The organism is Nocardiopsis gilva YIM 90087, assembly GCF_002263495.1.
Taxonomy (GTDB): domain Bacteria; phylum Actinomycetota; class Actinomycetes; order Streptosporangiales; family Streptosporangiaceae; genus Nocardiopsis_C; species Nocardiopsis_C gilva.
On sequence record NZ_CP022753.1, the window covers coordinates 3942779 to 3966839 of the forward strand.

The 24061-nt window shown below is 71.0% G+C and carries 19 protein-coding genes and 1 pseudogene; 11 read left to right on the top strand and 9 right to left on the bottom strand.

Going from position 1 to position 24061, the window contains the following annotated elements; translation table 11 throughout:
- Nucleotides 1–19: 19 nt before the first annotated feature.
- From CDO52_RS17885 to CDO52_RS17900, 4 genes and pseudogenes are all read left to right on the top strand, one after another.
- Nucleotides 20–1657, top strand: a complete 1638-nt coding sequence (locus CDO52_RS17885; RefSeq protein ID WP_017618270.1) for an acyl-CoA dehydrogenase family protein — start codon at nt 20–22, stop codon at nt 1655–1657.
- Nucleotides 1658–1860: 203 nt separating this feature from the next.
- Nucleotides 1861–4000: pseudogene (glgX, locus tag CDO52_RS17890) on the top strand (glycogen debranching protein GlgX).
- Nucleotides 4001–4109: 109 nt separating this feature from the next.
- The gene (locus CDO52_RS17895) at nt 4110–4871 is read left to right on the top strand and encodes a dihydrofolate reductase family protein (RefSeq protein WP_026125723.1); all 762 of its coding nucleotides are present in this window, start codon (nt 4110–4112) and stop codon (nt 4869–4871) included.
- 280 nt (nt 4872–5151) lie between these two features.
- A complete protein-coding gene (locus tag CDO52_RS17900; protein WP_017618267.1) occupies nt 5152–5910 on the top strand; it encodes a GntR family transcriptional regulator in 759 nt (252 codons plus the stop codon).
- Between the two features lie 307 nt (nt 5911–6217).
- Here the strand turns inward: CDO52_RS17900 and CDO52_RS17905 are convergent, their stop codons facing one another.
- Nucleotides 6218–6547: a hypothetical protein gene (locus CDO52_RS17905; protein ID WP_017618266.1), complete on the bottom strand. Its 330-nt coding sequence runs from the start codon at nt 6545–6547 to the stop codon at nt 6218–6220.
- Nucleotides 6548–6951: 404 nt separating this feature from the next.
- Here CDO52_RS17905 and msrB point away from each other — a divergent pair, with 404 nt between their 5' ends.
- From msrB to CDO52_RS17920, 3 genes are all read left to right on the top strand, one after another.
- Nucleotides 6952–7374 carry a peptide-methionine (R)-S-oxide reductase MsrB gene (gene msrB / locus CDO52_RS17910; protein WP_017618265.1) on the top strand — a complete coding sequence of 141 codons (423 nt, stop codon included), beginning with the start codon at nt 6952–6954 and terminating at the stop codon, nt 7372–7374.
- A gap of 140 nt (nt 7375–7514) precedes the next feature.
- On the top strand, nt 7515–8168 hold the full coding sequence (locus tag CDO52_RS17915; RefSeq protein WP_026125721.1) for a phosphatidylserine decarboxylase: 654 nt from the start codon (nt 7515–7517) through the stop codon (nt 8166–8168).
- Nucleotides 8169–8196: 28 nt separating this feature from the next.
- On the top strand, nt 8197–9000 hold the full coding sequence (locus CDO52_RS17920; RefSeq protein ID WP_017618263.1) for a CDP-alcohol phosphatidyltransferase family protein: 804 nt from the start codon (nt 8197–8199) through the stop codon (nt 8998–9000).
- Nucleotides 9001–9146: 146 nt separating this feature from the next.
- On the opposite strand, the gene hemQ is transcribed toward CDO52_RS17920, so the two are convergent.
- Together hemQ and hemG are read right to left on the bottom strand one after the other, a co-directional pair.
- Complete coding sequence (gene hemQ, locus CDO52_RS17925; RefSeq protein WP_394296715.1) at nt 9147–9788, bottom strand: hydrogen peroxide-dependent heme synthase; 642 nt, start codon at nt 9786–9788, stop codon at nt 9147–9149.
- A gap of 208 nt (nt 9789–9996) precedes the next feature.
- Nucleotides 9997–11442: a protoporphyrinogen oxidase gene (gene hemG, locus CDO52_RS17930; RefSeq protein ID WP_026125720.1), complete on the bottom strand. Its 1446-nt coding sequence runs from the start codon at nt 11440–11442 to the stop codon at nt 9997–9999.
- Nucleotides 11443–11609: 167 nt separating this feature from the next.
- Between hemG and CDO52_RS17935 the strand changes: the two genes are divergently transcribed.
- Complete coding sequence (locus tag CDO52_RS17935; protein WP_157745633.1) at nt 11610–12695, top strand: DUF4349 domain-containing protein; 1086 nt, start codon at nt 11610–11612, stop codon at nt 12693–12695.
- A gap of 126 nt (nt 12696–12821) precedes the next feature.
- Here the strand turns inward: CDO52_RS17935 and hemE are convergent, their stop codons facing one another.
- Nucleotides 12822–13790 carry a uroporphyrinogen decarboxylase gene (gene hemE / locus CDO52_RS17940; RefSeq protein WP_017618259.1) on the bottom strand — a complete coding sequence of 323 codons (969 nt, stop codon included), beginning with the start codon at nt 13788–13790 and terminating at the stop codon, nt 12822–12824.
- 432 nt (nt 13791–14222) lie between these two features.
- Here hemE and CDO52_RS17945 point away from each other — a divergent pair, with 432 nt between their 5' ends.
- From CDO52_RS17945 to CDO52_RS17955, 3 genes are all read left to right on the top strand, one after another.
- Nucleotides 14223–14804: a DUF3000 domain-containing protein gene (locus tag CDO52_RS17945; protein ID WP_094932551.1), complete on the top strand. Its 582-nt coding sequence runs from the start codon at nt 14223–14225 to the stop codon at nt 14802–14804.
- 94 nt (nt 14805–14898) lie between these two features.
- A complete protein-coding gene (locus CDO52_RS17950) occupies nt 14899–16167 on the top strand; it encodes a ribonuclease D (protein ID WP_017618257.1) in 1269 nt (422 codons plus the stop codon).
- Nucleotides 16168–16519: 352 nt separating this feature from the next.
- Complete coding sequence (locus CDO52_RS17955) at nt 16520–17398, top strand: tetratricopeptide repeat protein (RefSeq protein WP_033299869.1); 879 nt, start codon at nt 16520–16522, stop codon at nt 17396–17398.
- Nucleotides 17399–17488: 90 nt separating this feature from the next.
- Here the strand turns inward: CDO52_RS17955 and CDO52_RS17960 are convergent, their stop codons facing one another.
- The 5 genes from CDO52_RS17960 to CDO52_RS17980 all read right to left on the bottom strand — a co-directional run bounded on the left by CDO52_RS17960 (nt 17489) and on the right by CDO52_RS17980 (nt 23976).
- Nucleotides 17489–18547 (bottom strand): 2-hydroxyacid dehydrogenase, encoded by a 1059-nt coding sequence (locus CDO52_RS17960; protein WP_017618255.1) that lies wholly within the window; start codon nt 18545–18547, stop codon nt 17489–17491.
- Nucleotides 18548–18735: 188 nt separating this feature from the next.
- Nucleotides 18736–19377, bottom strand: a complete 642-nt coding sequence (locus tag CDO52_RS17965) for a histidine phosphatase family protein (RefSeq protein ID WP_033299873.1) — start codon at nt 19375–19377, stop codon at nt 18736–18738.
- Between the two features lie 138 nt (nt 19378–19515).
- Nucleotides 19516–21009 (bottom strand): FGGY-family carbohydrate kinase, encoded by a 1494-nt coding sequence (locus CDO52_RS17970; RefSeq protein ID WP_017618253.1) that lies wholly within the window; start codon nt 21007–21009, stop codon nt 19516–19518.
- Nucleotides 21002–22519: an FGGY-family carbohydrate kinase gene (locus tag CDO52_RS17975; RefSeq protein WP_094932552.1), complete on the bottom strand. Its 1518-nt coding sequence runs from the start codon at nt 22517–22519 to the stop codon at nt 21002–21004. Before CDO52_RS17975 ends, CDO52_RS17970 begins: the two co-directional genes overlap by 8 nt.
- Nucleotides 22520–22626: 107 nt before the next feature.
- A complete protein-coding gene (locus CDO52_RS17980) occupies nt 22627–23976 on the bottom strand; it encodes an MFS transporter (RefSeq protein WP_198345753.1) in 1350 nt (449 codons plus the stop codon).
- Between the last annotated feature and the right edge of the window lie 85 nt (nt 23977–24061).

Genomic DNA, 24061 nt, shown 5'->3' on the forward strand with positions numbered 1-24061 from the left:
GGAAAGGATGGCGTCGCCCATGCCACCCACTCACGAGGTGTTCAACCAGGCCTCTCCCCTGGAGGACTTCGACGTCGCCGCTGATGCCGCGTTGACCGAAGGGCTGGAGCGTGAGGACGCCGCGTGGGCGGCCGACGAGCTGCACGAGGTTGGGCGGCTGGCCGGGACCGCGCGCGCCCGTGCCTGGGGCGAGCAGGCGAATGTCAATGAGCCGCGGTTGCGGACGCATGATCGTTACGGACACCGGATCGACGAGGTCGATTTCCATCCCTCGTGGCACGTCCTGATGGATACGGCGGTCTCCCATGGCCTGCATGCCGCGCCCTGGGCCGACGAGCGGGCCGGGGCGCATGTGGCGCGGGCCGCCAAGTTCTATGCGTGGTCGCAGGTGGAGGGTGGCCATGGGTGTCCTATTTCCATGACGTACGCCGCCGTTCCTGCGCTGAGGCACTCGCCTGAGCTCGCGGCTCGGTACGAGCCCCTCTTGACTGCGCGCACCTATGACTTTGGGGTGCGCCCGCCGCTGAGCAAGCAGGGGCTGCTCGCCGGGATGTCGATGACCGAGAAGCAGGGTGGGTCCGATGTCCGGGCCAATACGACGCGGGCTGTTCCCTCTAATGACGGCGCCTACCGGTTGACCGGGCACAAGTGGTTCACGTCCGCGCCCATGGGCGACCTGTTCCTGACGCTTGCGCAAGTTCCCGAGGGGCTGACCTGTTTTCTGGTGCCGCGCGTCTTGGAGGACGGCACGCGCAACCCCCTGCACATCCAGCGGCTCAAGGACAAGCTCGGCAACCGGTCCAATGCCTCCGCGGAGCTGGAGTACGACGGCGCCCTCGCTTGGCCCGTCGGTGAGCTCGGCCGCGGCGTGCGCACGATCATTGAGATGGTCAACGGCACCCGGCTCGACTGCGTGATCGGGTCGGCCGCCGGGATGCGCGCGGGGCTGCTGCAGGCGGTTCACCATGCCTCTGAGCGCAAGACGTTCGGGAAGCTTCTGATTGAGCAGCCTCTGATGCGGAACGTCGTGGCCGATCTGGCTTTGGAGTCCGAGGCCGCGACAACGCTGATGATGCGGCTAGCCGGGGCCGCCGACCGCGCCATCCGGGGTGACGAGGCCGAGGCCGCCTTCCGGCGCCTCGCAGTGGCCGTCGGCAAGTTCTACGTCACCAAGCGCCTCCCCGCCCACGCCGCGGAAACCCTGGAGTGCCTGGGCGGGAACGGGTACGTGGAGGAGTCCGGGATGCCGCGCCTCTTCCGCGAGTCGCCCCTCAACTCCATCTGGGAGGGCTCGGGCAACGTCGCCGCACTGGACGTGCTCCGTGCCATGGCGAAGCAGCCTCAGTCCGTGGAAGCGTTCCTGGCCGAGGTCGGCCGCGCGCAGGGCGCCGATGCCCGATTCGACGCTGCCGTCAAGCGGCTGCTGAGTGAACTCAGTGATTTGGAGGAGGCGGAATTCCGGGCCCGCGGGGTCGTGGAGCTGATGGCGCTCACCTTGCAGGCGTCCCTGCTACTCCGATACGCGCCGACGCCGGTCGCCGACGCGTTCGTCGGTTCCCGCCTGGGCGGCGAGTGGGGCCACGTCTTCGGGACCCTCCCCCGGGGCACCGACACCCGCACCCTCATCGACCGGAATCGGCCGCGCACCCTGGGTTGACGGCCATCGCCGCAGGCAGCGGCGGGGGCGGGGCGCGGCGGGGGCGCCGCCCCCGCCGCCTCGGCGTGCCAGGTCCCTGGCCACGACCGTAGAAGTGTGCACAATGGGGGTGTCCAACGGTGTGATGTCCGGCCCCGGGATCCCGGCCGGATTCCGAGCCCCACGCGCGTGGGGATGAGCCCGAGTGTGAGGCCTGTGAGGCCATGATGGAGATCTGGCCGGGGAGCACCTACCCTCTGGGGGCGACCTACGACGGCACGGGGACCAACTTTTCCCTCTTCTCCGAGGTCGCCGACCACGTCGAGCTCTGTCTGTTCGACGACGCCGACGACGAGACCCGCATCCCGCTCACCGAGTACGACGGCTTCGTCTGGCACGGCTACCTGCCCGGTATCGGCCCGGGGCAGCGCTACGGCTACCGCGTGCACGGCCCCTATGCTCCCGAGCACGGTCTGCGCTGCAACCCCGCCAAGCTACTGACCGATCCCTACGCCAAGGCCATCGACGGATCGGTCACCTGGCACGAGTCGCTGTTCAGCTACCACTTCGACGCCCCGTCAAAGCAAAACACCCGCGACAGCGCCCCCTACGTGCCCAAGTGCGTGGTGGTGAGCCCGTTCTTCGACTGGGGCAACGAGTGCCGCCCCCGCGTCCCGTACCACGAGACCGTCATCTACGAGACGCACGTGCGCGGGCTGACGATGCTCCACCCGAGATCCCGAGCACCAGCGCGGCACATACGCCGGTCTCGCCCACCCGGCGATGGTCGACTACCTCTCCTCCCTCGGGGTGACGGCCGTCGAGCTCATGCCGGTCCACCACTTCCTGCCCGAACACGCGCTCGTCGCCCGCGGCCTGACCAACTACTGGGGCTACAACACCCTGGCCTTCCTCGCCCCGCACAGCGGCTACGCCGCCAACGGCTCGCGCGGCCAGCAGGTGCAGGAGTTCAAGGCCATGGTCAAGTCGCTACACGGGGCCGGCATCGAGGTGCTACTCGACGTCGTCTACAACCACACCGCCGAGGCCGACCACATGGGGCCCACCCTGTCCCTGCGCGGCATCGACAACCTCAGCTACTACCGCGTCCGCGACGACGACCAGCGCTACTACCTCGACTACACCGGCTGCGGCAACAGCCTCAACATGCGCCACCCGCACTCGCTGCAGCTCATCATGGACTCCCTGCGCTACTGGTCCACCGAGATGCACGTCGACGGCTTCCGCTTCGACCTCGCCTCGGCGCTGGCACGGGAGTTCCACGACGTCGACCGGCTGAGCACGTTCTTCGACATCGTGCAGCAGGACCCGGTGATCTCCCAGGTCAAGCTCATCGCCGAGCCGTGGGACGTGGGCCCCGGCGGCTACCAGGTCGGCAACTTCCCGCCGCTGTGGACCGAGTGGAACGGCAAGTACCGCGACACCGTGCGCGACTTCTGGCGCGGCCAGGCGGTGGTACCCGAGTTCGCCTCCCGGCTGGCCGGGTCCAGCGACCTCTACCAGAACGACGGCCGCCGCCCCGTCGCCTCGATCAACTTCGTCACCTGCCACGACGGGTTCACCCTCGCCGACCTCGTCTCCTATGACCGCAAACACAACGAGCTCAACGGGGAGGACAACCGCGACGGCACCGACGACAACCGGTCGTGGAACCACGGGGTGGAGGGGCCCTCGGAGGACCCCGCCATCGTCACCCTGCGCCGCCGCCAGGTGCGCAACTTCCTGGCCACACTCTTCCTCTCCCAGGGCGTGGTGATGCTCTCCCACGGCGACGAGGTCGGACGCACCCAGGGCGGCAACAACAACGCCTACTGCCAGGACAACGAGCTCGCGTGGGTGGACTGGAAGGGTGCGGAGGACGAGGACGACCTGCTCGACTACGTCCGCCGCCTCGCCCGACTTCGCCGTGAGCACCCGGTCTTCCGCCGCCGCCGGTTCTTCAAGGGGCCGCCCTCGCGCGACGGCGATCTGCACGACATCGCCTGGCTACGGCCGGACGGCGGTTTGATGTCCGAGGACGACTGGCGCGCGGGCGGGCGGGTGCTGGGCGTCTTCCTCAACGGCGACGCCATCACCGAGCCCGATCCGCGCGGGCGGCCGGTAACCGACAGTTCCTTTTTGCTGCTGCTCAACGGCAGCCCCGAGCCGGTGGAGTTCACCGTCCCCGGCCCCGAGTACGCCATCGCGTGGGAGACCACGCTCGATACCGCCGAGCCCGACGTCAACGACCGCCCGCTCGTGGCCGCCTCCGGGACGGTGCTGGTCATCGAGCGGGCGCTGGTGCTGTTGCGCCGCGTCTCCCACCGCGGTGCCTCCGGGACCGTCAACGGAAGGGGTGGCTGACCTCCGGACGACCCGTGCCGCTGCCGCCGTCCCGATCGGCTCCGTCCGAGGCCTGACGCGCGCCGCTCATGCGCCGCGCCGCCGCGTGCACCGTCTACGCTCGGACACCATGGGTTCCGTTCACGCCGATGCCGCGCCCCTGTTCCGGGCGCTTTTCCCGCACCCCGAGTTCGACATCGACCTCGTCTCCGCCTACGCCTACCCCGCCGTGCTGGAGCGGCCGTGGCTGCGCGCCAACATGGTCTCCAGTGCCGACGGCGGGGCGTGGGGTCCCTCGGGGCGGACCCGGGACCTGTCCTCGCGAGCCGACCGCGCGGTGATGGGCGTGCTGCGCGGCCTGGCCGACGTGGTGCTCGCCGGGGCCGCGACCGCCCGTATCGAGGGGTATCGCCCAGTCCGGCCGCGCGAGGTGTGGAAGGAACTGCGCGCCGGCCGTCCCGGCACTCCGTCGGTCGCGGTGGTCACCCGCACCCTGGACCTCCACCCCGACCTGCTGTCGGAGGCGCCCGACGACGCGCGCACGATCGTCTTCACGACCGAGTCCGCCCCTGAGGAGCGGCGCCGCGCCGCGGCCGCCATGGCCGACGTTGTGGTGGCGGGCGAGGATTCGGTCCGACCACAACAGGTCCTGGCGGCCCTGGCCGAGCGCGGGCTGTTCCGCGTCCTGACCGAGGGCGGGCCGCACCTGCTGGCCGAATTCACCGCCGAAGGGCTCCTGGACGAGCTGTGCCTGACGCTGAGCCCGCACCTGCTCGGTCCCGCGTCGTCACGCATCGTCGCCGGAGAGGCCCCCTCGCACCCGCACGATCTGCGCCTGGAATCCCTCCTGGAGTCGGAGGGCGCGCTGTTCGCCCGCTACACCGCGGTCTGACCGGCGCACACCGGGGCGACGGTTTCCCCTGGGGGTGGCCGGTTCCGGATACCCCCAGTACACGCATAAACCCTTCCGCAACGGGACATACCGGCTGTGTAGCTTCGACGGCGATCCGGGTGAATGGGGAGGGGGTATAAACATGGAACAAACCGGTATGCGCCCCTCTCTGAGCAAAGTGCCGCCCGGAGACTGCCGAACGAGGACCATGAGGACTATAAGGACCACGAGGACGACTCGAACGGCATGACCACGCATTCCGGGCGAGAGGATGAACTCAGTGCCGACGTCCGAAAACGACTCCCCGCCGGTCTATCGGGAAATCGCCGCGGCGTTGCGGTCCGCCATCGCCTCCGGCCACCTCTCCGACGGCGACCGCGTCCCCGGCGAGAACGAACTGATGAAGCAGTACGGCGTCGCCCGGGCCACCGCACGCCAGGCCCTGGCGGTGCTCATCAATGAGGGTTTGGTGGTCCCGGTCCGCGGATCGGGCATCTACGTGCGAACATTCCGCCCACTGCGCCGCCACGGACCGCGCCGCCTGTCCCGGGAACTGTGGGGCGGCGGCCGGTCCATCTGGCAGGCCGACGCCGCCGATCGGGGGTTCGAGACCGACAACATCGAAGTGACCGAGGATCCCGCCCCGGACCACGTGATCCGCGCCCTCGGCCTCGCCGAGGGCGCGCGCGTCGTCCGGCGCCGACGCCGCTACCGGCTGGACGGCCGGCCCATGCAGCTCGCCACGTCCTACCTGCCGGTCGAGCTGGTGGCGGGCACGGCGATCACACAGGTCGACACCGGTCCGGGCGGCATCTACGCGAGGCTGGCCGAACTCGGCCACGCCCCCGCCCACTTCACCGAGGAGATCCGCGTGCGGATGCCGACCCCCGTCGAAGCCCGCGATCTGCAACTGACGGCCGGAACCCCCGTCCTGGAGGTGCTGCGCACCGCGCTGACGGAGGACCACCGCGCCGTCGAGCTCAACGAAATGACCCTGGACGGGTCCGCCTACGTGCTGCAGTACGACTTCGACGCTTGACGTGCGGAAATGAGGCCGCGTTCCGCTGCGGGCGACGCCACTCCGTTCTCCTGCACAGGCCATTGCTCCCATGAAATTGCAACGGAACCCAGACATTCGACGGGAAAGCGGTTGACGCGCGGGAGGTTCCGTGTCGTGATAGGAGTGCGGGTTCTCTAGAGAACCCTCCCGGGCCCCGATCGAAGGCTCTCCGGCACCGCGAGTTAGGGGCCGCTAACGGCGGGCCGGGGAGGACGGCCCCGGCCCGCTGATGCGAGTCCAGGGCCGATGTGTCCCCCTCCCCCCCCCCCCCCCCCGAATTCCGGTGTCAACGCTCCTCGGCTCGGCCGCGCCGCCCCGAGGCGAAGACCAGGAAGCTCAGCGCGAACAGCGCCAGTCCGACGACCAGCGCGCCGGCCGCAGCGGGCAGGACGTCGTTCGAGGTGTCCGCCCACCATTCCGACAGGGAAAATCCCAGAACGGTGGCCAGCGAAACCGCGCTAAAGGCGGTCACTGTCAGCGCGGTGAGGAGTTTGCTGTCCGGCCACGGGTCCGGTCGGACCCGTTCTATACGGGCCGCCGCGTCCGTGACGGTCAGTACGGTGACCCAGCGAATTTCGGCTGCGGCGGCGGTCAGCGTCGACCAACCCGGCCGCATTTCCTCTCGAAGGTGATCTGTGTGGTGGTCCAACCAGAGGCGGAGGTAGCGCGTCCAGCCCACGTGCAAAGGCTGTTGCCGGTATCCCACTCCCAACGGTTGTCGATACGAAACGAGCATGGTCAGTTCTCCCGGCTACCCATGAGACCCTGTCAAATGCCTACCCGGTAAGATTTTTCGCGAACTCACCAGGCGTGAAGAAACCGACATTTATCCAATGCGAACGGTTGACTGGCCGTGACCGTCGTGGAGGAGGCACGCTGCGTCACGCGATGGGCGTCCGCTTGCGACTACTTAGAGTGACGACCGAAAAGGCGAGCGGCGGGTGGCCCGGGACTCGTCCACTGAGAGTGGTGGTCGCGGGAGACGGGCGGGGTCGCGGCAGGGGAGGTAGCGTCTCTACCATGGACGAATCGACGGCTCCGATCCCCCAGGACGAGGAGCAATGGCGCCAGCGGTTGGCCCCCGAGGCCTATGCCGTACTGCGCGAAGGGGCGACGGAGCGGCCGTGGAGCGGCGAATACGTCGGAACGACGACGGCCGGCGTCTACCGGTGCCGGGCCTGTGGTGCCGAGCTCTTCCGCTCCACCACGAAGTTCGAGTCGCACTGCGGGTGGCCGAGTTTCTATGATCCTTCGGACAGCTCCGCGGTAACGCTGCACGAGGATCGGAGCCTTGGCATGATACGTACCGAGGTCCGTTGCTCACGCTGTGATTCCCACCTCGGTCACGTGTTCCACGGTGAGGGCTACACCACCCCCACCGATGACCGCTACTGCATCAACTCGGTCGCTCTCACACTAGAGGCGGACGACTCGGTGCAATAGCATCCTCATTCAGCGGGTTCCGCCGACCGAAATCCCCCAGTTCCGGAGCCGTCCCGGCTCACTCCGGACCCCGCCGTGGATCGCAACGGTCCCCACCGGGCACTGGGGATCCACCAACAACACTCCGACGAAAGCTCTCGATGACCCACGACTCACATCCCGATGTTCCTGCCAGGCCGGGTATCCGGATGGCCAAAGGCTCCGCACCCTGGCTCGTGCCCGCATGCGCGATCGCCGGTGCCACCGTTCTGGCCGGCCGCAGAACACGGCTCGGCCGGGCGCTGGCGGTCCCCGCGGTAGGCCTGGCGGCCGGGATGGCGTGGTTCTTCCGTGACCCGGACCGCAGTCCGGCCAACGGGCGAGTCCTCTCCTCAGCCGACGGGGTCGTCCAGAGCATCGATCCCCAGCCGGACGGCCGGACCCGGATCGCGGTCTTCATGAACCCGCTCAACGTGCATGTCAACCGTGCGCCGCTGGCGGGCGTGATCAAGCGCGTGGAGCACCGCCCCGGGGGCTTCCGTCCCGCATTCGACAAGGACAGCGAGCGCAATGAACGCCTCATCTGGACCTTCGAAACCGAGATCGGTGAGATCACGGTCGTCCAAATCGCCGGCGCGATGGTCCGGCGTATCGTCCCGTATTTCACTGAGGGCCAGAAGGTCGAACAGGGCGAGAGGATCGGCCTCATCCGGTTCGGTTCCCGGGTCGACGTCTACCTCCCGGCCGGTATATCCCCATCGGTCGCGATCGGGCAAAAGGTCCGGGCGGGTGAAACGCGTCTTGATCACGACTAAGGGCCATCTCGCCCCCGGCACCGCGACCATGGGATCGGAGGACACTGTTCCGAGCCTCCGCCTGGCGATGGCCGACTACTTCACGCTCGGCAACGCGCTGTGCGGATTCATGGCGGTGTGGCAGCTCGCCGCGGCCGCCCACTACGCGGCCGCGGCCTCGGTGCCACTGCAGCGCGACGCCATCGCCACGGCCGTCATCCTGCTGCTCGCGGCCGCCGCCTTCGACCTGTTCGACGGGCGCGTCGCGCGCCGGTTCGGCGGCAGCGGCATGGGCGCCGAGCTGGACAACCTCGCCGACGTGATCAGCTTCGGATTCGCCCCGGCGTTCTTCGTGGTCGCCTGGGGCACGCTCGGCGGCAACGGCGGTCTCGCGCCCGTCGCCGCGGCGGCGGCCGTGCTGCTGGCGGTCGTGGTCCGGCTGGCCCGGTTCTCCTGCCAGTCGCCCGGCGCCACGAGTTTCAGCGGGCTGCCCGGCCCCTTCGGCGCGATGGCCGTCGTCACCATCGTGCTGCTCGACCCGCCCGTGCTCGTGGGCACCGTGGCAGTCCTCGCGGTGGCGTGGCTGATGGTCAGCCGCATCGAATACCCCAAGCCGCGCGGGCGCCTCGCCTACGCCGTGCTGGCCTGGATGCTGGGCAGCGTGGCCTGCCTGGCGGCGTGGGCCGTCGACGCCCCCGCCGGAGAGACCCTCCTGTACTCCGGCTCCAGCCTGGTCCTGCTGCTGATGCTGGCGATCCCGTTCTACGTGGTCATGACGCGTCGCGGCGGCAGTGACGACGACACCGCCGACGCGCTGCCGACGCCCATGCCGCCCACCCCCCGGGAAGGCTGAGGCGGCCGCTGAGGGCAGAGAACATCGAAGGGGTCCATCCCGTCCGGGATGGACCCCTTCGCGGTCTCATGGCCCTCCCACGGCCGGTCAGGGCAGGTCCAGACGTCGGGGAGGGGTGCCGTGTTCAGGCCGGTGTCGGGCCGGTCTCAGGCCAGTGCCTCGACCAGCTCGGCGACGCTCTTGCGGCGGCCGGTGTAGAACGGGACCTCCAGCCGCGTGTGCCGACGGGCCTCCGCGCCGCGCAGGTGGCGCATCAGGTCGACGATGCGGTGCAGCTCGTCGGCCTCGAACGCGAGCATCCACTCATAGTCGCTGAGGGCGAAGGTCGAGACGGTGTTGGCGCGCACGTCCTTGTAGCCCGCGGCCATCCGGCCGTGCTCGGCGAGCATCGCGCGGCGCTCCTCATCGGGCAGCAGGTACCACTCGTAGGAGCGGACGAAGGGGTAGACGCAGATGTAGTCGTGCGGCTCCTCCCCCGCGAGGAACGCCGGGATGTGGGCGCGGTTGAACTCGGCCGGGCGGTGGATGCCGACGACCGACCACACCGGCTCGCTGACGCGGCCCAGCCGGGTGCGGCGGAACGCCGAGTACATCTCCTGGACCGCCTCGGGTGTGTCGGCGATCCACCAGAACATGATGTCGGCGTCGGCGCGGAAGCCCTGGACGTCGTAGGCCCCGCGGGTGGTGACGCCCTTCTCGGCCGCGCTGTCGATCAGCGCGTTCAGCTCCTCGGTGGCGGCGACGCGGTCGATGCCGGCCAGGTCGCCGGTCTTGAACACCGACCACATGGTGTAGCGGATGAGCTTGTTGAGTTCCTCTGCCGCCTCTGGGGTGGCGGGCTGGCCCGTGGTCACGTGCACTCCCTTGTACGTACTCGGTCGATCGGTTGGCGTCGGTGGACGGGTCCAGTCGTGCACTGGACCGGCCATGCGGTCTGCTCGGCTGACTCGGTGGCACCAGGCGCGCCGGTTGCCGGGTTGTTCGGGTTCTTTCGGTCTACTCCGCTGGCTGGGGTGAGCGATGGTCGTCGGCCAGCTGCGCGGCGAGCGCCCGCGCCGCCGACTCGGCCCCGCCGACGCAGGCAGGGATGCCCACGCCGTCGTAGGCGGCCCCGCAGAGCACCAGCCCCGTATGGTCCGACAGTACGGCGCGTGCGCGCTCGACGCGGTCGAGGTGGCCCGTGACGTACTGGGGCAGCCCGGCCTCCCAGCGGGTCACCCGCTGGTCGACGGGGGCGCCGCTGACGCCGCAGATGTCGGCGAGGTCGGCGGTGGCCAGCGCGGTCAGCTCCGCGTCGTCACGCCGCAGCGCCTCCTCCTCGCCAAAGCGCCCGATCGAGGCGCGCAGCAGCACCGTCTCGGTGTCGGGGTGGGCGGCGCGCAGGGCCTCGCCCAGCCACGGCCACTTGACGCTGCTGAACGTCGCGGCCTTGATCGTGCGCCCCTCCCGGCCCGGGACAAGGAATCCGCTGCCCTCGGGCGGCCGGGGGAAGGCGGAGGCGGGGTAGGCCAGGGTGACGATGGCCATGCTCGCATAGTCGACGGCGGCCAGTTCGCGCGCGGCGCTCGGCGCCAGGGGGTCGAGAATGCGGGCGGCGGCCGGGGCGGGGCAGGCGAGCACGACGCCGTCGGCCGCGAACTCGCGAGGCGCCTGCTCGGAGCCTGCGGTGACCGTCCAGCCGGCGCCGTCGCGGCGCAGTCCGCGCACGGGGCACGCGGTGATGGTCTCGGCCCCGCTCTGCTCGACGAGCGCGTCGATGAGGGTGGCCAGGCCGCCGCGCAGGGTGGCGAACACCGGCCCGGAGCCGCCCGGCGCGGCCGTCTGCTTGGCCTTGGCGGCGCGCACGGCGCGGGCGAGGGAGCGCTCACCGTGGGCGAGCTGCTCGATCTGCGGGAGGGTCGCCCGCAGCGAGAGCTGATCGGCGCGGCCCGCGTACACACCGCCGAGGAGGGGCTCCACCAGGCGGTCGACGACCTCCCTGCCCATGCGGCGCCCGATGTAGGAAGCGACCGAAACGTCGTCGTCCACCGACGTGCCCGGAAGGAGGAGGTCGGCTGCCACCCGCAGCGTCCCCGGCCACGACAGCACGCCGCTGCGGGCGAGTGCGGCGAGGTCACCGGGGACCCCCATCATCTGGCCCTCGGGGAAGGCCCGCAGCCGCCCGCGGGAGTAGATGCTCGCGGGAGCGGGGGCGGGTGAGGTCACCCGGTCGTCCAAGCCCAGGTCCGAGATGAGCGCGAGCGCCTCGGGGCGTCGGCGCAGCACCGACTCCGCGCCCGCGTCCACCGGGACCCCGGCCACCGGCGAGGCGGCGAGCTTTCCGCCCATACGTGGGGTGGACTCCAGCACAGTGACGCTGGTCCCGGCACGGGTGAGCCGGTAGGCGGCGGTCAGCCCGGAGATTCCGCCACCGACCACGACGACGTGCGGTTTCCTCTGCATGAAACCCAGCTTTTCAGATCGTCACCGCCACTGTGACCCGCCCCCGGGACACGCGGCGCCGCGGGAAGCGGGGTGCTGACGGTGTGTCGGGAACCGCGCCCCGCATCCGTGACCCACGCGTTATGGGAACCCCGCAACGGCCGTGGAACGCGTCACGTCGAAGGGGCATGAAGGCTGCAGTGGTCAAACCTGGCAGGGGCCGCGCGGCAGCGGCCACCATCACCGCATCGCTCGCGATCGCCCTGCTCGCGGGGTGCTCGGAGGCGACCAACGAGTACAGCACCGAAACAGAGGACACTGCGGCACGCGACGCGGCTCCGCAGGCACCGGGCGGCGAGAACGCCGACGGCCGGGCGGAGGCGGGCGCCCCCGCCGATGAGGGCGGCGCCTCCGAGGGCGGTTCCGACGTGACCAACCTCGCAATCGAGAATCAGAAGCGCGCGGTGGTCTACACCGCCGATCTCGAAGTCGAGGTCCCCCATGTACAGGAGGCGGTGTCCGCCGCCAAGGACCTGGTGACCGACGTCGGCGGCCACGTCGGCTCGGAGAACATCGGGACCGGGGCCGGAGACGCGCCTCGGGCCTCGCTCCGGCTGCGGGTCCCCCAGGACCACTACGAGGACACCCTGGAGGACCTGGCCGAACTGGGCAAGCGCGAAAGCCTGGACCGCGAGGCCGTCGACGTCACCGAGGAGGTCGCCGACGTCGACAGCCGGGTCAAGTCGGCGAAGGCCTCGCTCAAGCGGCTGCGGGCGCTGCTCGACGAGGCCGAGGACGTCAAGGACATCCTCGACGTCGAGCGGGAGATCGACAGCCGCCAGGCGGAGTTGGAGTCGCTGCAGGCGCGCCAGGCCGCACTGGCCGACCAGACGTCGCTGGGAACGGTCAACCTGGAGCTGACACCGCCGCCCGGGAAGGTCGAGAAGGACGACACCGGATCGCTGGGCTTCCTCGGCGGACTGAAGGAGGGGTGGACGGCGTTCACCGCCCTACTCGAAGGCCTCGCGGCGGGCGTGGGCTGGGCGCTCCCGTTCCTGGTCACCCTGCTCGTTCTCGCCTCGCCCGCCGTGCTGTGGTGGCGCCGTCGCCGGGCCCGTCGAGCCAACAGCGCTTCGGCACCCCAGGCCCAGCCCGTTCCGACCGTGCCGCACCGGGAGGACGAGGGCACGGCATCGGACGGACCGACTCCTGGCACCACCTCTGAAACGGCATACACGGGCGACCCGGACACCCCTGGCGAGGACCGCAGCTGACAGCTCCGGGTGGGGAGCACAAGCTCCGGGCACCGTGGTCCCCGCACGCATCAGGGGCGGCGCGCACATCGTGCGCGCCGCCCCTGATGCTGTCGCCTGGCTGTGGCAGTGGCGACGACCGGAGACCTAGCGGGCGGTCTCCTGGTGGACGAACTCCGTCAGGCGGGTGAGGACGTCCGGGTCGGTCGTGGGCAGCACGCCGTGGCCGAGGTTGAAGATGTGGCCCTCGGCGGCGCGGCCGCGGGAGAGGACGTCGCGGGTGCGCTCGGCCACGGCCTCCCACGGCGCGAACAGCGTGGCCGGGTCGAGGTTGCCCTGCAGGGCCGTCGCGGGCTGCACGCGCTGGGCGGCCTTGTCCAGCGGGACCCGCCAGTCCACGCCGACGACGTCGGCACCGGCCTCGCTGAGCAGGCTGAGCAGTTCGCCCGTGCCCACGCCGAAGTGGATGCGCGGCACGTCGAACCGGCCGAGCTCCTCGAAGATCCAGGAGGTGTGCGGCAGCACCGACGCGCGGTAGTCCTCGGCGCTGAGCGCGCCCACCCAGGAGTCGAACAGCTGCACGGCGCTGGCCCCGGCCGCGATCTGCACCTTGAGGAACTCCAGCGTGATGGCCGACAGGCGGCGCATCAGATCGGCCCAGAGGTCCGGGGCGCCGTACATGAGAGCCTTGGTGTGCTCGTGGTTCTTCGACGGCCCCCCTTCGATCAGGTAGGAGGCGAGGGTGAACGGCCCGCCGGCGAAGCCGATGAGCGGTCGGTCACCCAGCTCGCCGACGAGCTCGCCGACGGCCTCGGTCACGTAGGGAACGTCACCGGGGTCGAGGTCGCGCAGCCGCTTGACGCCCTCGGCGTCGCGGATCGGCTCGGCAACGACGGGGCCGACCCCGGGCTTGATGTCCAGGTCGAGGCCGATCGCCTTCAGCGGCACGACGATGTCGCTGAAGTAGATGGCGGCGTCCACGTCGTACCGGCGCACCGGCTGCATGGTGATCTCGACGATCATGTCGGGCCGCGCGCATGCCTCCAACATGGGGACATCGGCGCGCACCCTGCGGTATTCGGGCAGTGAGCGCCCAGCCTGGCGCATGAACCACACCGGCGTATGTTCCACCGGGAGGCGCCGGCAGGCGCGGAGGAAAGGAGAGTCTTGCAGCGTCACACATCGATCGTGCCATGCTCCGAGCGCCCCCGTGCCCCGACTCCCCCGAGCCGCCCCGACCGGTCGATGGCCGACCCCGGCCACGGTCGCCCGAAGTGGTTCGTAACGGCGGCATCTCAGGAGGGATTCCGAGATCATCACAAAACCCCGACACGCCGGGAGAACTCCGCGATCTACGCGGTGACTCGTGCCACCGTCGTACGGTGCCCACTGTCACGCTCCGTCGCACCTCGGAGCGGTTCTCCATGGCGGTGGGGTCGTGGTCACCCCATGCCCGCTACCCGCGGACCCGGACGTCCAAGACCCTTGGCGCGCGGTGTTGTTGCACAGGATTTAGCGATTCACAAGATTAAGGCTGACGTTTCCACCATGCCCCCTCTCGGCAGAGTCGATGAGGCGCCTCCCGCATTCCGGCGCGCAGTCGAGAGCCTGCGTACAGCTGTGGTCCGACCCGAGGTCACGGTCGAAGACATCCCCGCTCCCCAGCGCCTCGCCCCCCACGCCGTCGCCAAGTCGGCGACCGTGCGCGTCGATGACGACGATGTCGCGCTGGGACGGCTGATCGTCCTCTATGACCCGGAGGGGACCCGCGACTGGCCCGGCCCCTTCCGCGTCGTCGCCTACGCCAGTGCCGATGTCGAAGCCGAGCTCGCCGCGGACCCCCTGCTCGGGCAGGTGGCCTGGAGCTGGCTGACGGAGGCGCTGGAGTCGCACGGCGCCGACCACCACACCCTCAGCGGGACGGTCACCCGCGCGACCACCGAGGGCTTCGCCGCCAAGGCGGACCAGCCCACCTCCACCGAGCTGGAACTGCGGGCGTCGTGGTCCCCCACCTCCGACGACCTGTCCGGCGACATGGCGGCCTGGCTGGACCTGCTGGCGGCGGCCGCCGGGCTGCCCCCCGCCGATGTCGCGGCCATCGCCCAGCGCCGACCGCCGTCCGGCGGATGATCACGCCCGCCACGGCGGGATTCCGCCGGTCCGCTATGCCGCCGGGATACCCCGGTGGCGCATGTAAGGGGACGAAAGCACATACCGTAGTGCTGTGGCGAATGTGCTGAACCCCAAGACAGATACCCCGGATCCGGAGAATCCCGGCGAACAGGACGGCCCGCAGGCCCCTCTGCTGAGTGAGCCACGGGAGGGGCTCCCGCCCGTCATCTCCGACGCGGCGCGTCTCGCCCGCGCTGTCGAGGCGTTCGCGGCGGGAAGCGGGCCCGTCGCCGTCGACGCCGAGCGCGCCTCGGGCTACCGGTACGGCCAGCGCGCCTACTTGGTCCAGCTGCGCCGGGAGGGGGCGGGGTCGGCGCTGATCGACCCGATCGCGTGCCCGGATCTGAGCGGCCTCGACGCCGCTCTCGACGACACGGAGATGGTGCTGCACGCCGCCCACCAGGACCTGCCGTGCCTGGGTGAGGTGAGCCTGCGGCCGAGTCGGCTGTTCGACACCGAGCTGGCCGGACGACTACTCGGGTACCAGCGCGTGGGCCTGGGGTCCATGGTCGAACGGGTGCTGGGCATGCGGCTGGCCAAGGAGCACTCTGCGGTGGACTGGTCGATCCGACCGCTGCCGAAGGACTGGCTGACCTACGCCGCCCTGGATGTCGAGGTCCTGGTGGACCTTCGCGACGCTCTGCACGCGGAGCTGGAGAAGGCCGGGAAGCTGGACTGGGCGCTGGAGGAGTTCGCCGCCGTGCTGGCCACGCCGCCCAAGGAGCCGCGGCCGGACCCGTGGCGGCGCACGTCGGGCATCCACAAGGTCCGCAACCAGCGGGGACTGGGTGTCGTCCGGGAGCTGTGGCTGGAGCGCGACCGTATCGCACAGGAGCGCGACATGTCGCCGGGCCGGGTGCTGCCCGACTCCGGGATCGTCGAGGCCGCGACGGTGATGCCGCGCACGGCGCAGGAGCTGGGGGCGATCAAGCCGTTCAGCGTGCGGCTGGGCCGCCGGTACGTCACGACCTGGATCAAGGCGATCAACCGGGTACGCGACATGGCCCAGGCCGAGCTGCCCCAGCCCGGGGCACCGGGCGATGGTCCGCCCCCCACCAACCGCTGGGCCGACCGCGATCCGGCCGCGGCCCGCCGCCTGGAGGCGGCGCGGTCGACGGTCAGCGAGATCGCCGAGCGCGTCGTCATGCCCACGGAGAACCTGCTCCAGCCCGACCTCGTCCGGCGGCTGTCCTGGACGCCCCCCGAGTCCATCGACGCCGATTCGGTCGCCGAGCACCTGCGCTCCAACGGTGCGCGCGCATGGCAGCTCTCGCTGACCGCCGAGGAGCTGGCGGCAGCGTTGAAGCGGGCGAACGAGTAGACACGACGCGGTCGGACCCCGCGCCGCCGGCTTGTCGTCGGCCCCCGGGGGAGCGCATGCGAACGGGCCCTTTCCCGGCTCCGGTGCCTTTCTCAGCACCGAGGCCGAGACGGGGCCCGTGGCATGTCCGGAGGCCCCGCGCGCTCGCGGCTGAGCCGCTCCGCGTACGTTTAAACCACTCATCGCGTTAAAAATCCGATAAGTGAGACAACTCACGCACAGATACGCTCAAGATGCTTCCGCTGCTCGGATTTGCGGATTAAGTTATGGAATCGTGCTGTTGCTGATGCGGGGTAGCAAGGTCCGTGGCGATAAGGATTCGAGTCATGCAGGGGTGGTGAGCCGCGTGTCGATGTGGCGCAGTCTGTTGCGCAAGACCGGATTCGTCTCCACAGGCACCCCGGCGAACGAGAACCCCGTTACCGTCCGTATTCCCGCGGTCGATCCGGGTGAGACGCCGGCGCTACGCGCGGCATCCCTGGAGCGCACCCTCAACGACCACCACGAGGAGCTGGGCACCGAGGACCCGCGCAGTATTACGGCGCGCAACAACCTGGCCAGCAAGTACGCCCAGATCGGTCGCCGCGAGGCGGCGGTCGCCCAATTCGAGCTGGCCCTGGAGGAGGCGGTTCGGGTCCTCGGTGAGGACCACGCGCAGACCGACGTCATCCGGGAGAACCTCGCCTGGTCCTATGGGGATGTGGGGCGGCATTCCGACGCGGCCGAGCAGTGGGAGGCGCTTCTCAAGCACCGCCAGGAGAACCTGGGGCCGGTCGCCGCCGACACCGTCGCCGCGCGCGCCCGCCTGGCGGTCTCCTATCGCCGCAGTGGCCGCCACGACGCGTCGATCGCCCACTTCGAGCGCGCGATCGAGGACTCCGCCCTTCCGGAGGAACGAGAGAACCTGCGTCTCGGGCTCAGCCTCGCCTACAGCGGGGTGGGCCGCTTCGACGACACCATCCAGCAGCTGCGCATGGTGCTCGCCCAGCGGCGGCGCAGGCTCGGCAACCGCCATCTCGACACCCTGGTGATCCACCACCGCCTCGGCCGCGCCTACACCCAGGCCGGACGCAGCGCCGAAGCCGTCGAAACCCTCCAGGCCGCCTACCGCAGCGCCCTCGCCGAGGCGGGCGACCCGGAGATCCGGATGCTCACCATGAAGATGCGCCGCGACCTCGCCGGTGCCCTCAGCGCCTCCGGCCGCCACCGCGAGGCCGCCTCGCTGTTCTGACACCGCGGCGTCCTCGGACGACAGCCATCGCCGGACGGCGGGGAGGCAGAGGTCTGCAGCCCCGCCGTCCGCGTGTCGGGCGCCCCGTCGTCACCGCCCCCGATACACGCCCTCGGGGGTGAGAACGGCGGTGTTGGCGCAGTGGGCGAGCGGCCGACCGGTCAGGAAACGGCCGACCTCGGCCGCCACGATGTCGGCCGCCTTGTGCGCGACCTGGCGGCTGGCCCCGGCGACGTGCGGGGTGAGCACGACGTTGGGGGCCGAGAGGAGGCGGGAGTCGGCAGGGACCGGTTCCTCGGCGTACACGTCGAACGCCGCCGCGTGCAGATGGCCGCGCTCCAGGGCGTCGCAGACCGCGTCGTAGTCGACCAGCCCGCCGCGCGCACAGTTCACCAGAACGGCGCCCGGGCGCATCGCGGCGATCTCGGACGGGCCGAGAAGTCCCGTGGTCTCCGGTGTCAGACGGGCGTGCAGGGACACGATGTGCGCCTCGGCCAGCAGGTGGTCGAGGGCGACCTTGGTGGCGGTGCCCGCCAGAGCATCACCGGTCACATACGGGTCGTGCACCAGGACACGCGCCCCGAGCGCCGCGAGCGCGGCGGCGACCCTGCGGCCGATGGCTCCATAACCGACGAGCCCGACGGTGGCGCCCTCGATCTCCACACCGCAGTTGTCGTAGTCGTAGAAGTCGCCGCGCCAGCGCCCGTGGCGCAGGTCGGCGTGGAGGTCGGGGATGCGGCGGGCGGCGGAAAGAATGAGGCCGAGGGTGTGCTCGGCCGTCGCGGCGGCGTTGCGCCCGGGGGCGTAGCACACGGCGACGCCGTGCCGGGTCGCCGCCTCGACGTTGACGTTGACCGGCCCGCCCCGGCTGACACAGAAGAGTTCGAGCTCCGGGCAGGCCGCCAGCACGCGCTCGGTGAGCGGCGCCATCTGCGTGACGCAGACGCGCGCGCCGCGCAGCGCTTCGATGAGTTCCTCCTCGGTGCCCGACGCCTCCTGGACCTCGGCGACGGGCCCGAAGGGCACGTGGGGCCACGGCAGCTCCAGCTCCCGCACGTCGATGTCGGCACCCGCCTGGACGCGGACGGCGTCGGACAGCAGCCGCGGCAGCACGAAGCGGTCTCCTGCCGCGAGGACGGTGGTGGTCATGGGGATTCCTTCGGGTGATGTCGATGGTGGTGGGCGACAGCTCGATCGAGGGTGCCGCTGGCGGCTACCGAGTTTTCCCGCGCAATGTCGGGGTGCTCCTTGCTTCCTGCGTTGATCTCGGGGATATCGACCGAATGTCGGCCGCTATTCGGTCGATATCCCCGAGATCAACGTAGGGAGAGGGCGGGTCAGGAAATGCTCAGCCCGAGGTGGTGCGCGGCCGCGATCTCGGGCGGGACGTTGTACTCGATCAGCGCCGCGCGCCCTCCGCTCATCCGCAGCGTCGTCAGGGCGGTGTTGCGCACGACCGGGAAGACGCGGCGGTACTCCCGCAGCGGAAGGCCGAGCAGGCGGCACAGGACCAAGCGCATCAGCGTGCCGTGCCCGACGACCAGGACGCGGCCGTCGGGGTGGGCGTCGATGATGTCGTCGAAGCAGGCCAGGGCGCGTTTGACGGCCAGGCGCGGGTCCTCGCCGCCCGGGAGGTGGTGCGCCACCGGGTCGGTGACGAACGCGGCGCGGCGCTCGGGGAAGAGCCGCTCCATCTCGGCGACGCTCTTGCCCTCCCCCTCGCCGAAGTCCACTTCGCACAGTCGCTCGTCGGCACGGGGCTCGCCCCCGATGGCCTCGGCACTGGGCAGGGCGGTCTCGCGGGCGCGGGAGAGCGTGGAGCACCAGACCGCGTCCAGTCCGGCGCCGCCGGCCCAGGTCGCCAGCGTTTCGGCCTGGTCGTATCCGCGCGCTGTCAGCGGGACATCACTGGAGCCCGCGTAGCGGTTGTTCGCGTGCCAGGTCGTCTCGCCGTGCCGCGCCAGTACAAGGTCGGTCACTGTGCACTCCTTCTCGTCGCCCGAGCGGGCCACACGCCCGCCGGGTCGTTCGTCGCGCTGCCTCGGCCGCGCCTTTTCACTGGTCAGTGCCGTTTTCTCGGTGCTACCCACTCCGTGGCACGAGCCGCTCACCCCCCTTCATGACTCACTCCGCTCGTGCGCGTGCTTGGCGACCTCGGACGCGAGCCAGCCGCGGTCCCGCAGCTCGTCGATGAGCCGCAGATAGCCGTCGCGCAGGCGGGCGGTCTCCCCGGGGTCGTCGCGGGGGTCGATGGCGGCCCGGACCCGCACCATGTCGGCGGCCACCTCGGTGGGATCCCGGTGATGGGCGGCGGCGAGCACTGCCATGCCCAGTGCGGGCTCGGCGTTGGCGGGGATCAGCACCTGGCGGCCGAGGATGTCGGCGCGCAGTTGGCACCAGTAGCGGCTGCGCACGCCTCCGCCGGTGAGGCTCAGCGGGCCGTCGGTGGGGGCGCCGAGGAGGTCGAGGTAGTCGAAGCAGAGCCGTTCGATGTAGCCGACCCCTTGCAGCAGGGCCGCGTAGTGGTCGACCTCGTCGGCGGGTTGGTCGAGCAGAAACCCCTCGGCGTCGGGTGCGCTAAACGGGAACCGCTCGCCGCGCCCGACCAGGGGGTAGGCACCGGTAGCGGTGACGCCGCGTTCGGCGGCACGCGCGGACAGGTCGTCCAGGTCGCGGCCGGACAGGGCGTGGGTGAGCGCCCCGGCACCGGTGCTGGAAGCGCCGCCGGGCAGCCAGTCCCCGGTGGGCGAGCGGTGGGAGTAGACGACGCCGCCCGAGTCGCGCAAGAGCCGCGGGGTCACGCCCTTGAGCACGAGGGTGGTGCCGAGGACGGAGTTCCACGCGCCGGGCGCCAGGGCTCCGGCGCCCAACTGCGCGGCGCAGCCGTCGGTCATGCCCGCGATCACCGGTATGCCCCGCGGCAGGCCGGTGTGCTCGGACGCGGCGGCGCACACCTCCCCCAGGACGGTGCCGGGCCGTACGACGTCGGGGAGCAGCGACGCGGGGACACCGAGCTCGGCCATGACCTCCCGCGGCCAGCGCTCCTCGATGAGGTGGTAGCCGGTCTTCAGGGCGTGGCTGGCATCAGTGGCGGTGCGGCGCCCGGTCAGCCGCCAGGTGATCAGGTCGGACTGGTGCAGCAGCAGCGCGGTGCCGGACCGGGCGCGCGGCTCGTGCTCCAGCAGCCAGAGCAGTTTCGGCAGCGCCCAGGGCGCCTGCATGCGGCCATAGCCCAACTCGGCCCAGACGTGGGCGCCGACCTCATCGGCGCGCCGTGCCTGGACGGTGGCGCGACGGTCGTCGTACATGAGGCCGGGGGTGAGCGGTGTGCCGCGGGCGTCGGCGAGCAGGATGGTGCCGGAGGTGGCGTCCACGGCCACGCCTTTGAGCCAGTGCGGCGGGACGGTGCGCAGCGCCGAGCGGCACGCTGTGCCGACGGCGGCCCACCACTGGCCGGGGTCCTGTTCGTGGCGGTCGCCCTCGCGGTAGCCGTGCAGGGGTTCGCGGGCTTCGCCGAGGACGGCCCCGGTGGAGTCGACGGCGAGCACCCGCGCGCTCTGGGTACCGAGGTCGATGCCGACCCAGACGGCGTCCTGTCCGGTGTCACGCACGTTCGTCCTCCTCTCCGGTGGGGGCGTCCGAGAGAGTGTCGGCCATCCGTCGCCAGCCGGGCCGAGTCAGGTCGCGCAGTTCGACGAACCGCTCGTAGGTGTGGGCGTACAGCTTGGCCAGGTGGGCGTCGGGTTCCCGGACGGCGCGCAGCCGGACGTGGTTCTGGGCGGCCGTGGCGAGGTCGGGGGCGCGCCCGGTGGCGACGAGTCCGCTGAGGAAAGCGCCCTTGGCGCCGACCTCGGTGTCCGTGGAGCGGATGACGGGGACGCCGGTGACATCGGCGATGAGGCCGCACCACTGGTCGCTGTTGGCTCCTCCGCCGCTGAGCCGCAGCTCGGTGATGGGCATGCGCGATGCCGCCAGGCAGTCTTTCAGGACGAGGGTCAGCCCCTCGAACACCGAACGCGCCACGCGCGCCCGGTCGTGCTCCAGGGACAGCCCCCACCAGGTGCCGCGCGCGTGCGGGTCGAGGAACGGCGCCCGCTCCCCGGCGGGTGACAGGTAGGGGAGGAACAGGGGACCGCCGGGTTCGGGGCCCGCGCCCAGGGCGAGCCGGCCCAGCTCGGCCGGGCTCCCCGCGCCGAGGAGGGTGGCCGCCCAGGTGAGGATCTCGGTCCCGGCGAGGGTGGGGAACGCGCGCAGCAGGTGGCCGGTCGAGTCGAACGCGATCGTCAGGCCGCTGGGGTCCCCGGTGGTGTCGGGAGTGGTGGTGACGATCTCAGTGCACAGGGTGGTGCCCAGGATGCTGCAGGCCTGGCCGTCGGCGACGGCGCCGGTGCCCATTGCGGTGGCGGCGATGTCGTAGGGCGCCATGACGACCGGGAGGTCGGCGGGCAGCCCGAGGTCGGCCGCGGCGGCGGGGGTGAGCCCGCCGGTGCGCCGGTCGTCGCCGCGCACCTCGGGCAGCAGCTCGGCCGCCCATTCCAGGTCGAACAGGGCGAGGCCGGCGGGGTCGTAGCGGCGGGTGCGCAGGTCGAGGAAGGGAGCGGAGGCGTCGGATTCGTCCACCGCGATCGCGCCGGTGAGCCGGTGGAACACCCAGCCGCCACAGGTGAGAACGGAGGCGGTGCGGCGCAGGCGGTCGGGGTCGTTGCGGGACAGCCAGGTGAGCAGCGCGTTGGGCAGCCCGGCGAAGGTGAGCGAGCCGTTGCGGCGGAAGGCGGCGTCCAGGACGCCGTCGGCGCGCCACTCCTCGACGATGGCCGCCGTGCGGCCGTCCGACCAGAGGATGGCCGGTCCGGTGGGCCGCCCCGCGGCGTCCACCGGCCAGCAGCCGTCACCCTGGGCGGTGACGGCCAGGAAGCCGATCGGTTCGCGGACCTGTTCGCGAACCTCGCGGATGGCGGCGGCCACCGTGTGCCAGACATCGTCCATGTCCTGCTCGGCCCAGCCGGGCCGGGGGCGGCGCACCTCCGTGGCGCGGCGGGCGACGGCGACCTCGCTCCCGCCGTCGTCGAAGACGACGGCCTTGACGATCGAGGTGCCGACATCGACGGCGATGACCGCCATCAGTGTCCTCCTGTCGGTGGTGGGGCCGCCGCCCGGGGGCGGCGGCTGGGATTCTCATCGAGGGGTTGGGGGAACGGGTGGCGGGAAAGGCCACCTGTTACCGCTGGTCATTCCCCCTGTGGGGCGGAGACAGCAGTCTGCCGCTCGCCGACTTCCTCATGCGCGTCGCTGTGCGCGCTGCCGTCGCCCTGCTCGTCGGGCAGCTTGAGGAAGGCGGTCATGGCGGCGCTCGCCAGGTAGAGGACGGCGAAGATCCACATCACGCCGACCACGCCCAGCGGGCCGAGGAACACCGCGACGATGGCCGGTCCGGCGACGACGCTGGCGCCGGCGCCGAGGTTCAGGGCGGCCATGGCCTGGCCCTTGTGCTCGGGGGCCAGCGACGGCATCAGCGCCGACAGCGGCACGTACCCCGCCAGCGTCGCGCCGTAGAACGCCGCGACCAGGATGGCGAGGGCGTACTGCGGACCCGCGGCGGCGGGCACGTAGTAGAGCGCCAGGATGCTGATGGCCGAGCCGACGCCGCCGCACAGGGCAACCGTCCGGCGCCACCCCATCCGGTCGCCGATGACGCCGAAGACCAGGTTGAACCCGATGTTCGTGGTGAACATGACGGTGAGCAGCCGCAGCCACTCCTCCAGGGTGAAGCCCACGGTCTCGGTGAAGAAGATCGGGAGGAACACCATGAACCCGAACTGCGGCGCGGTGTTGATGGTGCGCACGATCGCACCGACACCGATGCGCGGGCGTCGCCAGAGGATGGTCAGGCTGCCGAGCAGCGTGACGAGCGGACGTTCGCCCTCCGGTGCCAGGCGTCGGTGGCCGGTGGGTTCGTGGACCAGCAGCAGGGCGATCAGGCCGCCGACGACGATGAGCCCGAGGGCGACCCAAAGGGTCGCGTAGGAGCCGATCCACGGCACCAGTCCGCTGGCCACCAGCGATCCCAGGGTGGGCAGCCCGCCGGTGAAGGCGAACCAGAACCAGCCCACGGCGGTGCCCAGGCGCTGCTGCGGGGTGGCCGCGGCGACCCACACCAGGAACCCGTAGGCGAAGAGCGGGTAGCCGAATCCGCGCAGGCCGTAGGTGAGCAGGATGAGCCGGTAGTCGACCGTGGTCAGGGCAATGGTGAGGAAGAGGGCGTGGCAGACGACCCAGACCCCCAAGCCGGTCCACATCACGCGGCGGGGTCCCCACATGTCGGAGAGCGCGCCGGAGAGCCAGGCGGCGATGGCGGCCGTTGTCCCGTACACGGTGAAGATGAAGGCCGCACGCTGTGCGCCGATGCCGTGGTCCTGCAGGTACGGGGACAGGTATCCGAATTCAACGCCGTCGCCGATCATAAAGATGAGCAGGCCGATGAAACCCCATGCCAGCGGACGGGGGATGCCGATCCGCTCGGTCCAGTGGCGGCGCGCGGGCGCCGCCTCAGACCGCGGATCGATGTGTGTGCTGGACACCGAGGTCACCTCTCTCTTCGGGGCCGGTCGTCGCGGATCCGGCCGTTGGACCTGGTGCGGTACCGCCTACGAGGTCCATGAAAGA

Bases quoted from the DNA above. Each gene is read 5' to 3' on its own strand.
- CDO52_RS17915 (WP_026125721.1), top strand. From the start codon at position 7,515: ATGACCCACGACTCACATCCCGATGTTCCTGCCAGGCCGGGTATCCGG.
- CDO52_RS17975 (WP_094932552.1), bottom strand. From the start codon at position 22,519: ATGGCGGTCATCGCCGTCGATGTCGGCACCTCGATCGTCAAGGCCGTC.
- CDO52_RS17885 (WP_017618270.1), top strand. From the start codon at position 20: ATGCCACCCACTCACGAGGTGTTCAACCAGGCCTCTCCCCTGGAGGAC.
- msrB (WP_017618265.1), top strand. From the start codon at position 6,952: ATGGACGAATCGACGGCTCCGATCCCCCAGGACGAGGAGCAATGGCGC.
- CDO52_RS17945 (WP_094932551.1), top strand. From the start codon at position 14,223: ATGCCCCCTCTCGGCAGAGTCGATGAGGCGCCTCCCGCATTCCGGCGC.
- hemG (WP_026125720.1), bottom strand. From the start codon at position 11,442: ATGCAGAGGAAACCGCACGTCGTCGTGGTCGGTGGCGGAATCTCCGGG.
- CDO52_RS17895 (WP_026125723.1), top strand. From the start codon at position 4,110: ATGGGTTCCGTTCACGCCGATGCCGCGCCCCTGTTCCGGGCGCTTTTC.
- hemQ (WP_394296715.1), bottom strand. From the start codon at position 9,788: ATGTGGTCGGTGTTCAAGACCGGCGACCTGGCCGGCATCGACCGCGTC.
- CDO52_RS17905 (WP_017618266.1), bottom strand. From the start codon at position 6,547: ATGCGGCCGGGTTGGTCGACGCTGACCGCCGCCGCAGCCGAAATTCGC.
- CDO52_RS17955 (WP_033299869.1), top strand. From the start codon at position 16,520: ATGTGGCGCAGTCTGTTGCGCAAGACCGGATTCGTCTCCACAGGCACC.
- CDO52_RS17935 (WP_157745633.1), top strand. From the start codon at position 11,610: ATGAAGGCTGCAGTGGTCAAACCTGGCAGGGGCCGCGCGGCAGCGGCC.
- CDO52_RS17920 (WP_017618263.1), top strand. From the start codon at position 8,197: ATGGGATCGGAGGACACTGTTCCGAGCCTCCGCCTGGCGATGGCCGAC.
- CDO52_RS17960 (WP_017618255.1), bottom strand. From the start codon at position 18,547: ATGACCACCACCGTCCTCGCGGCAGGAGACCGCTTCGTGCTGCCGCGG.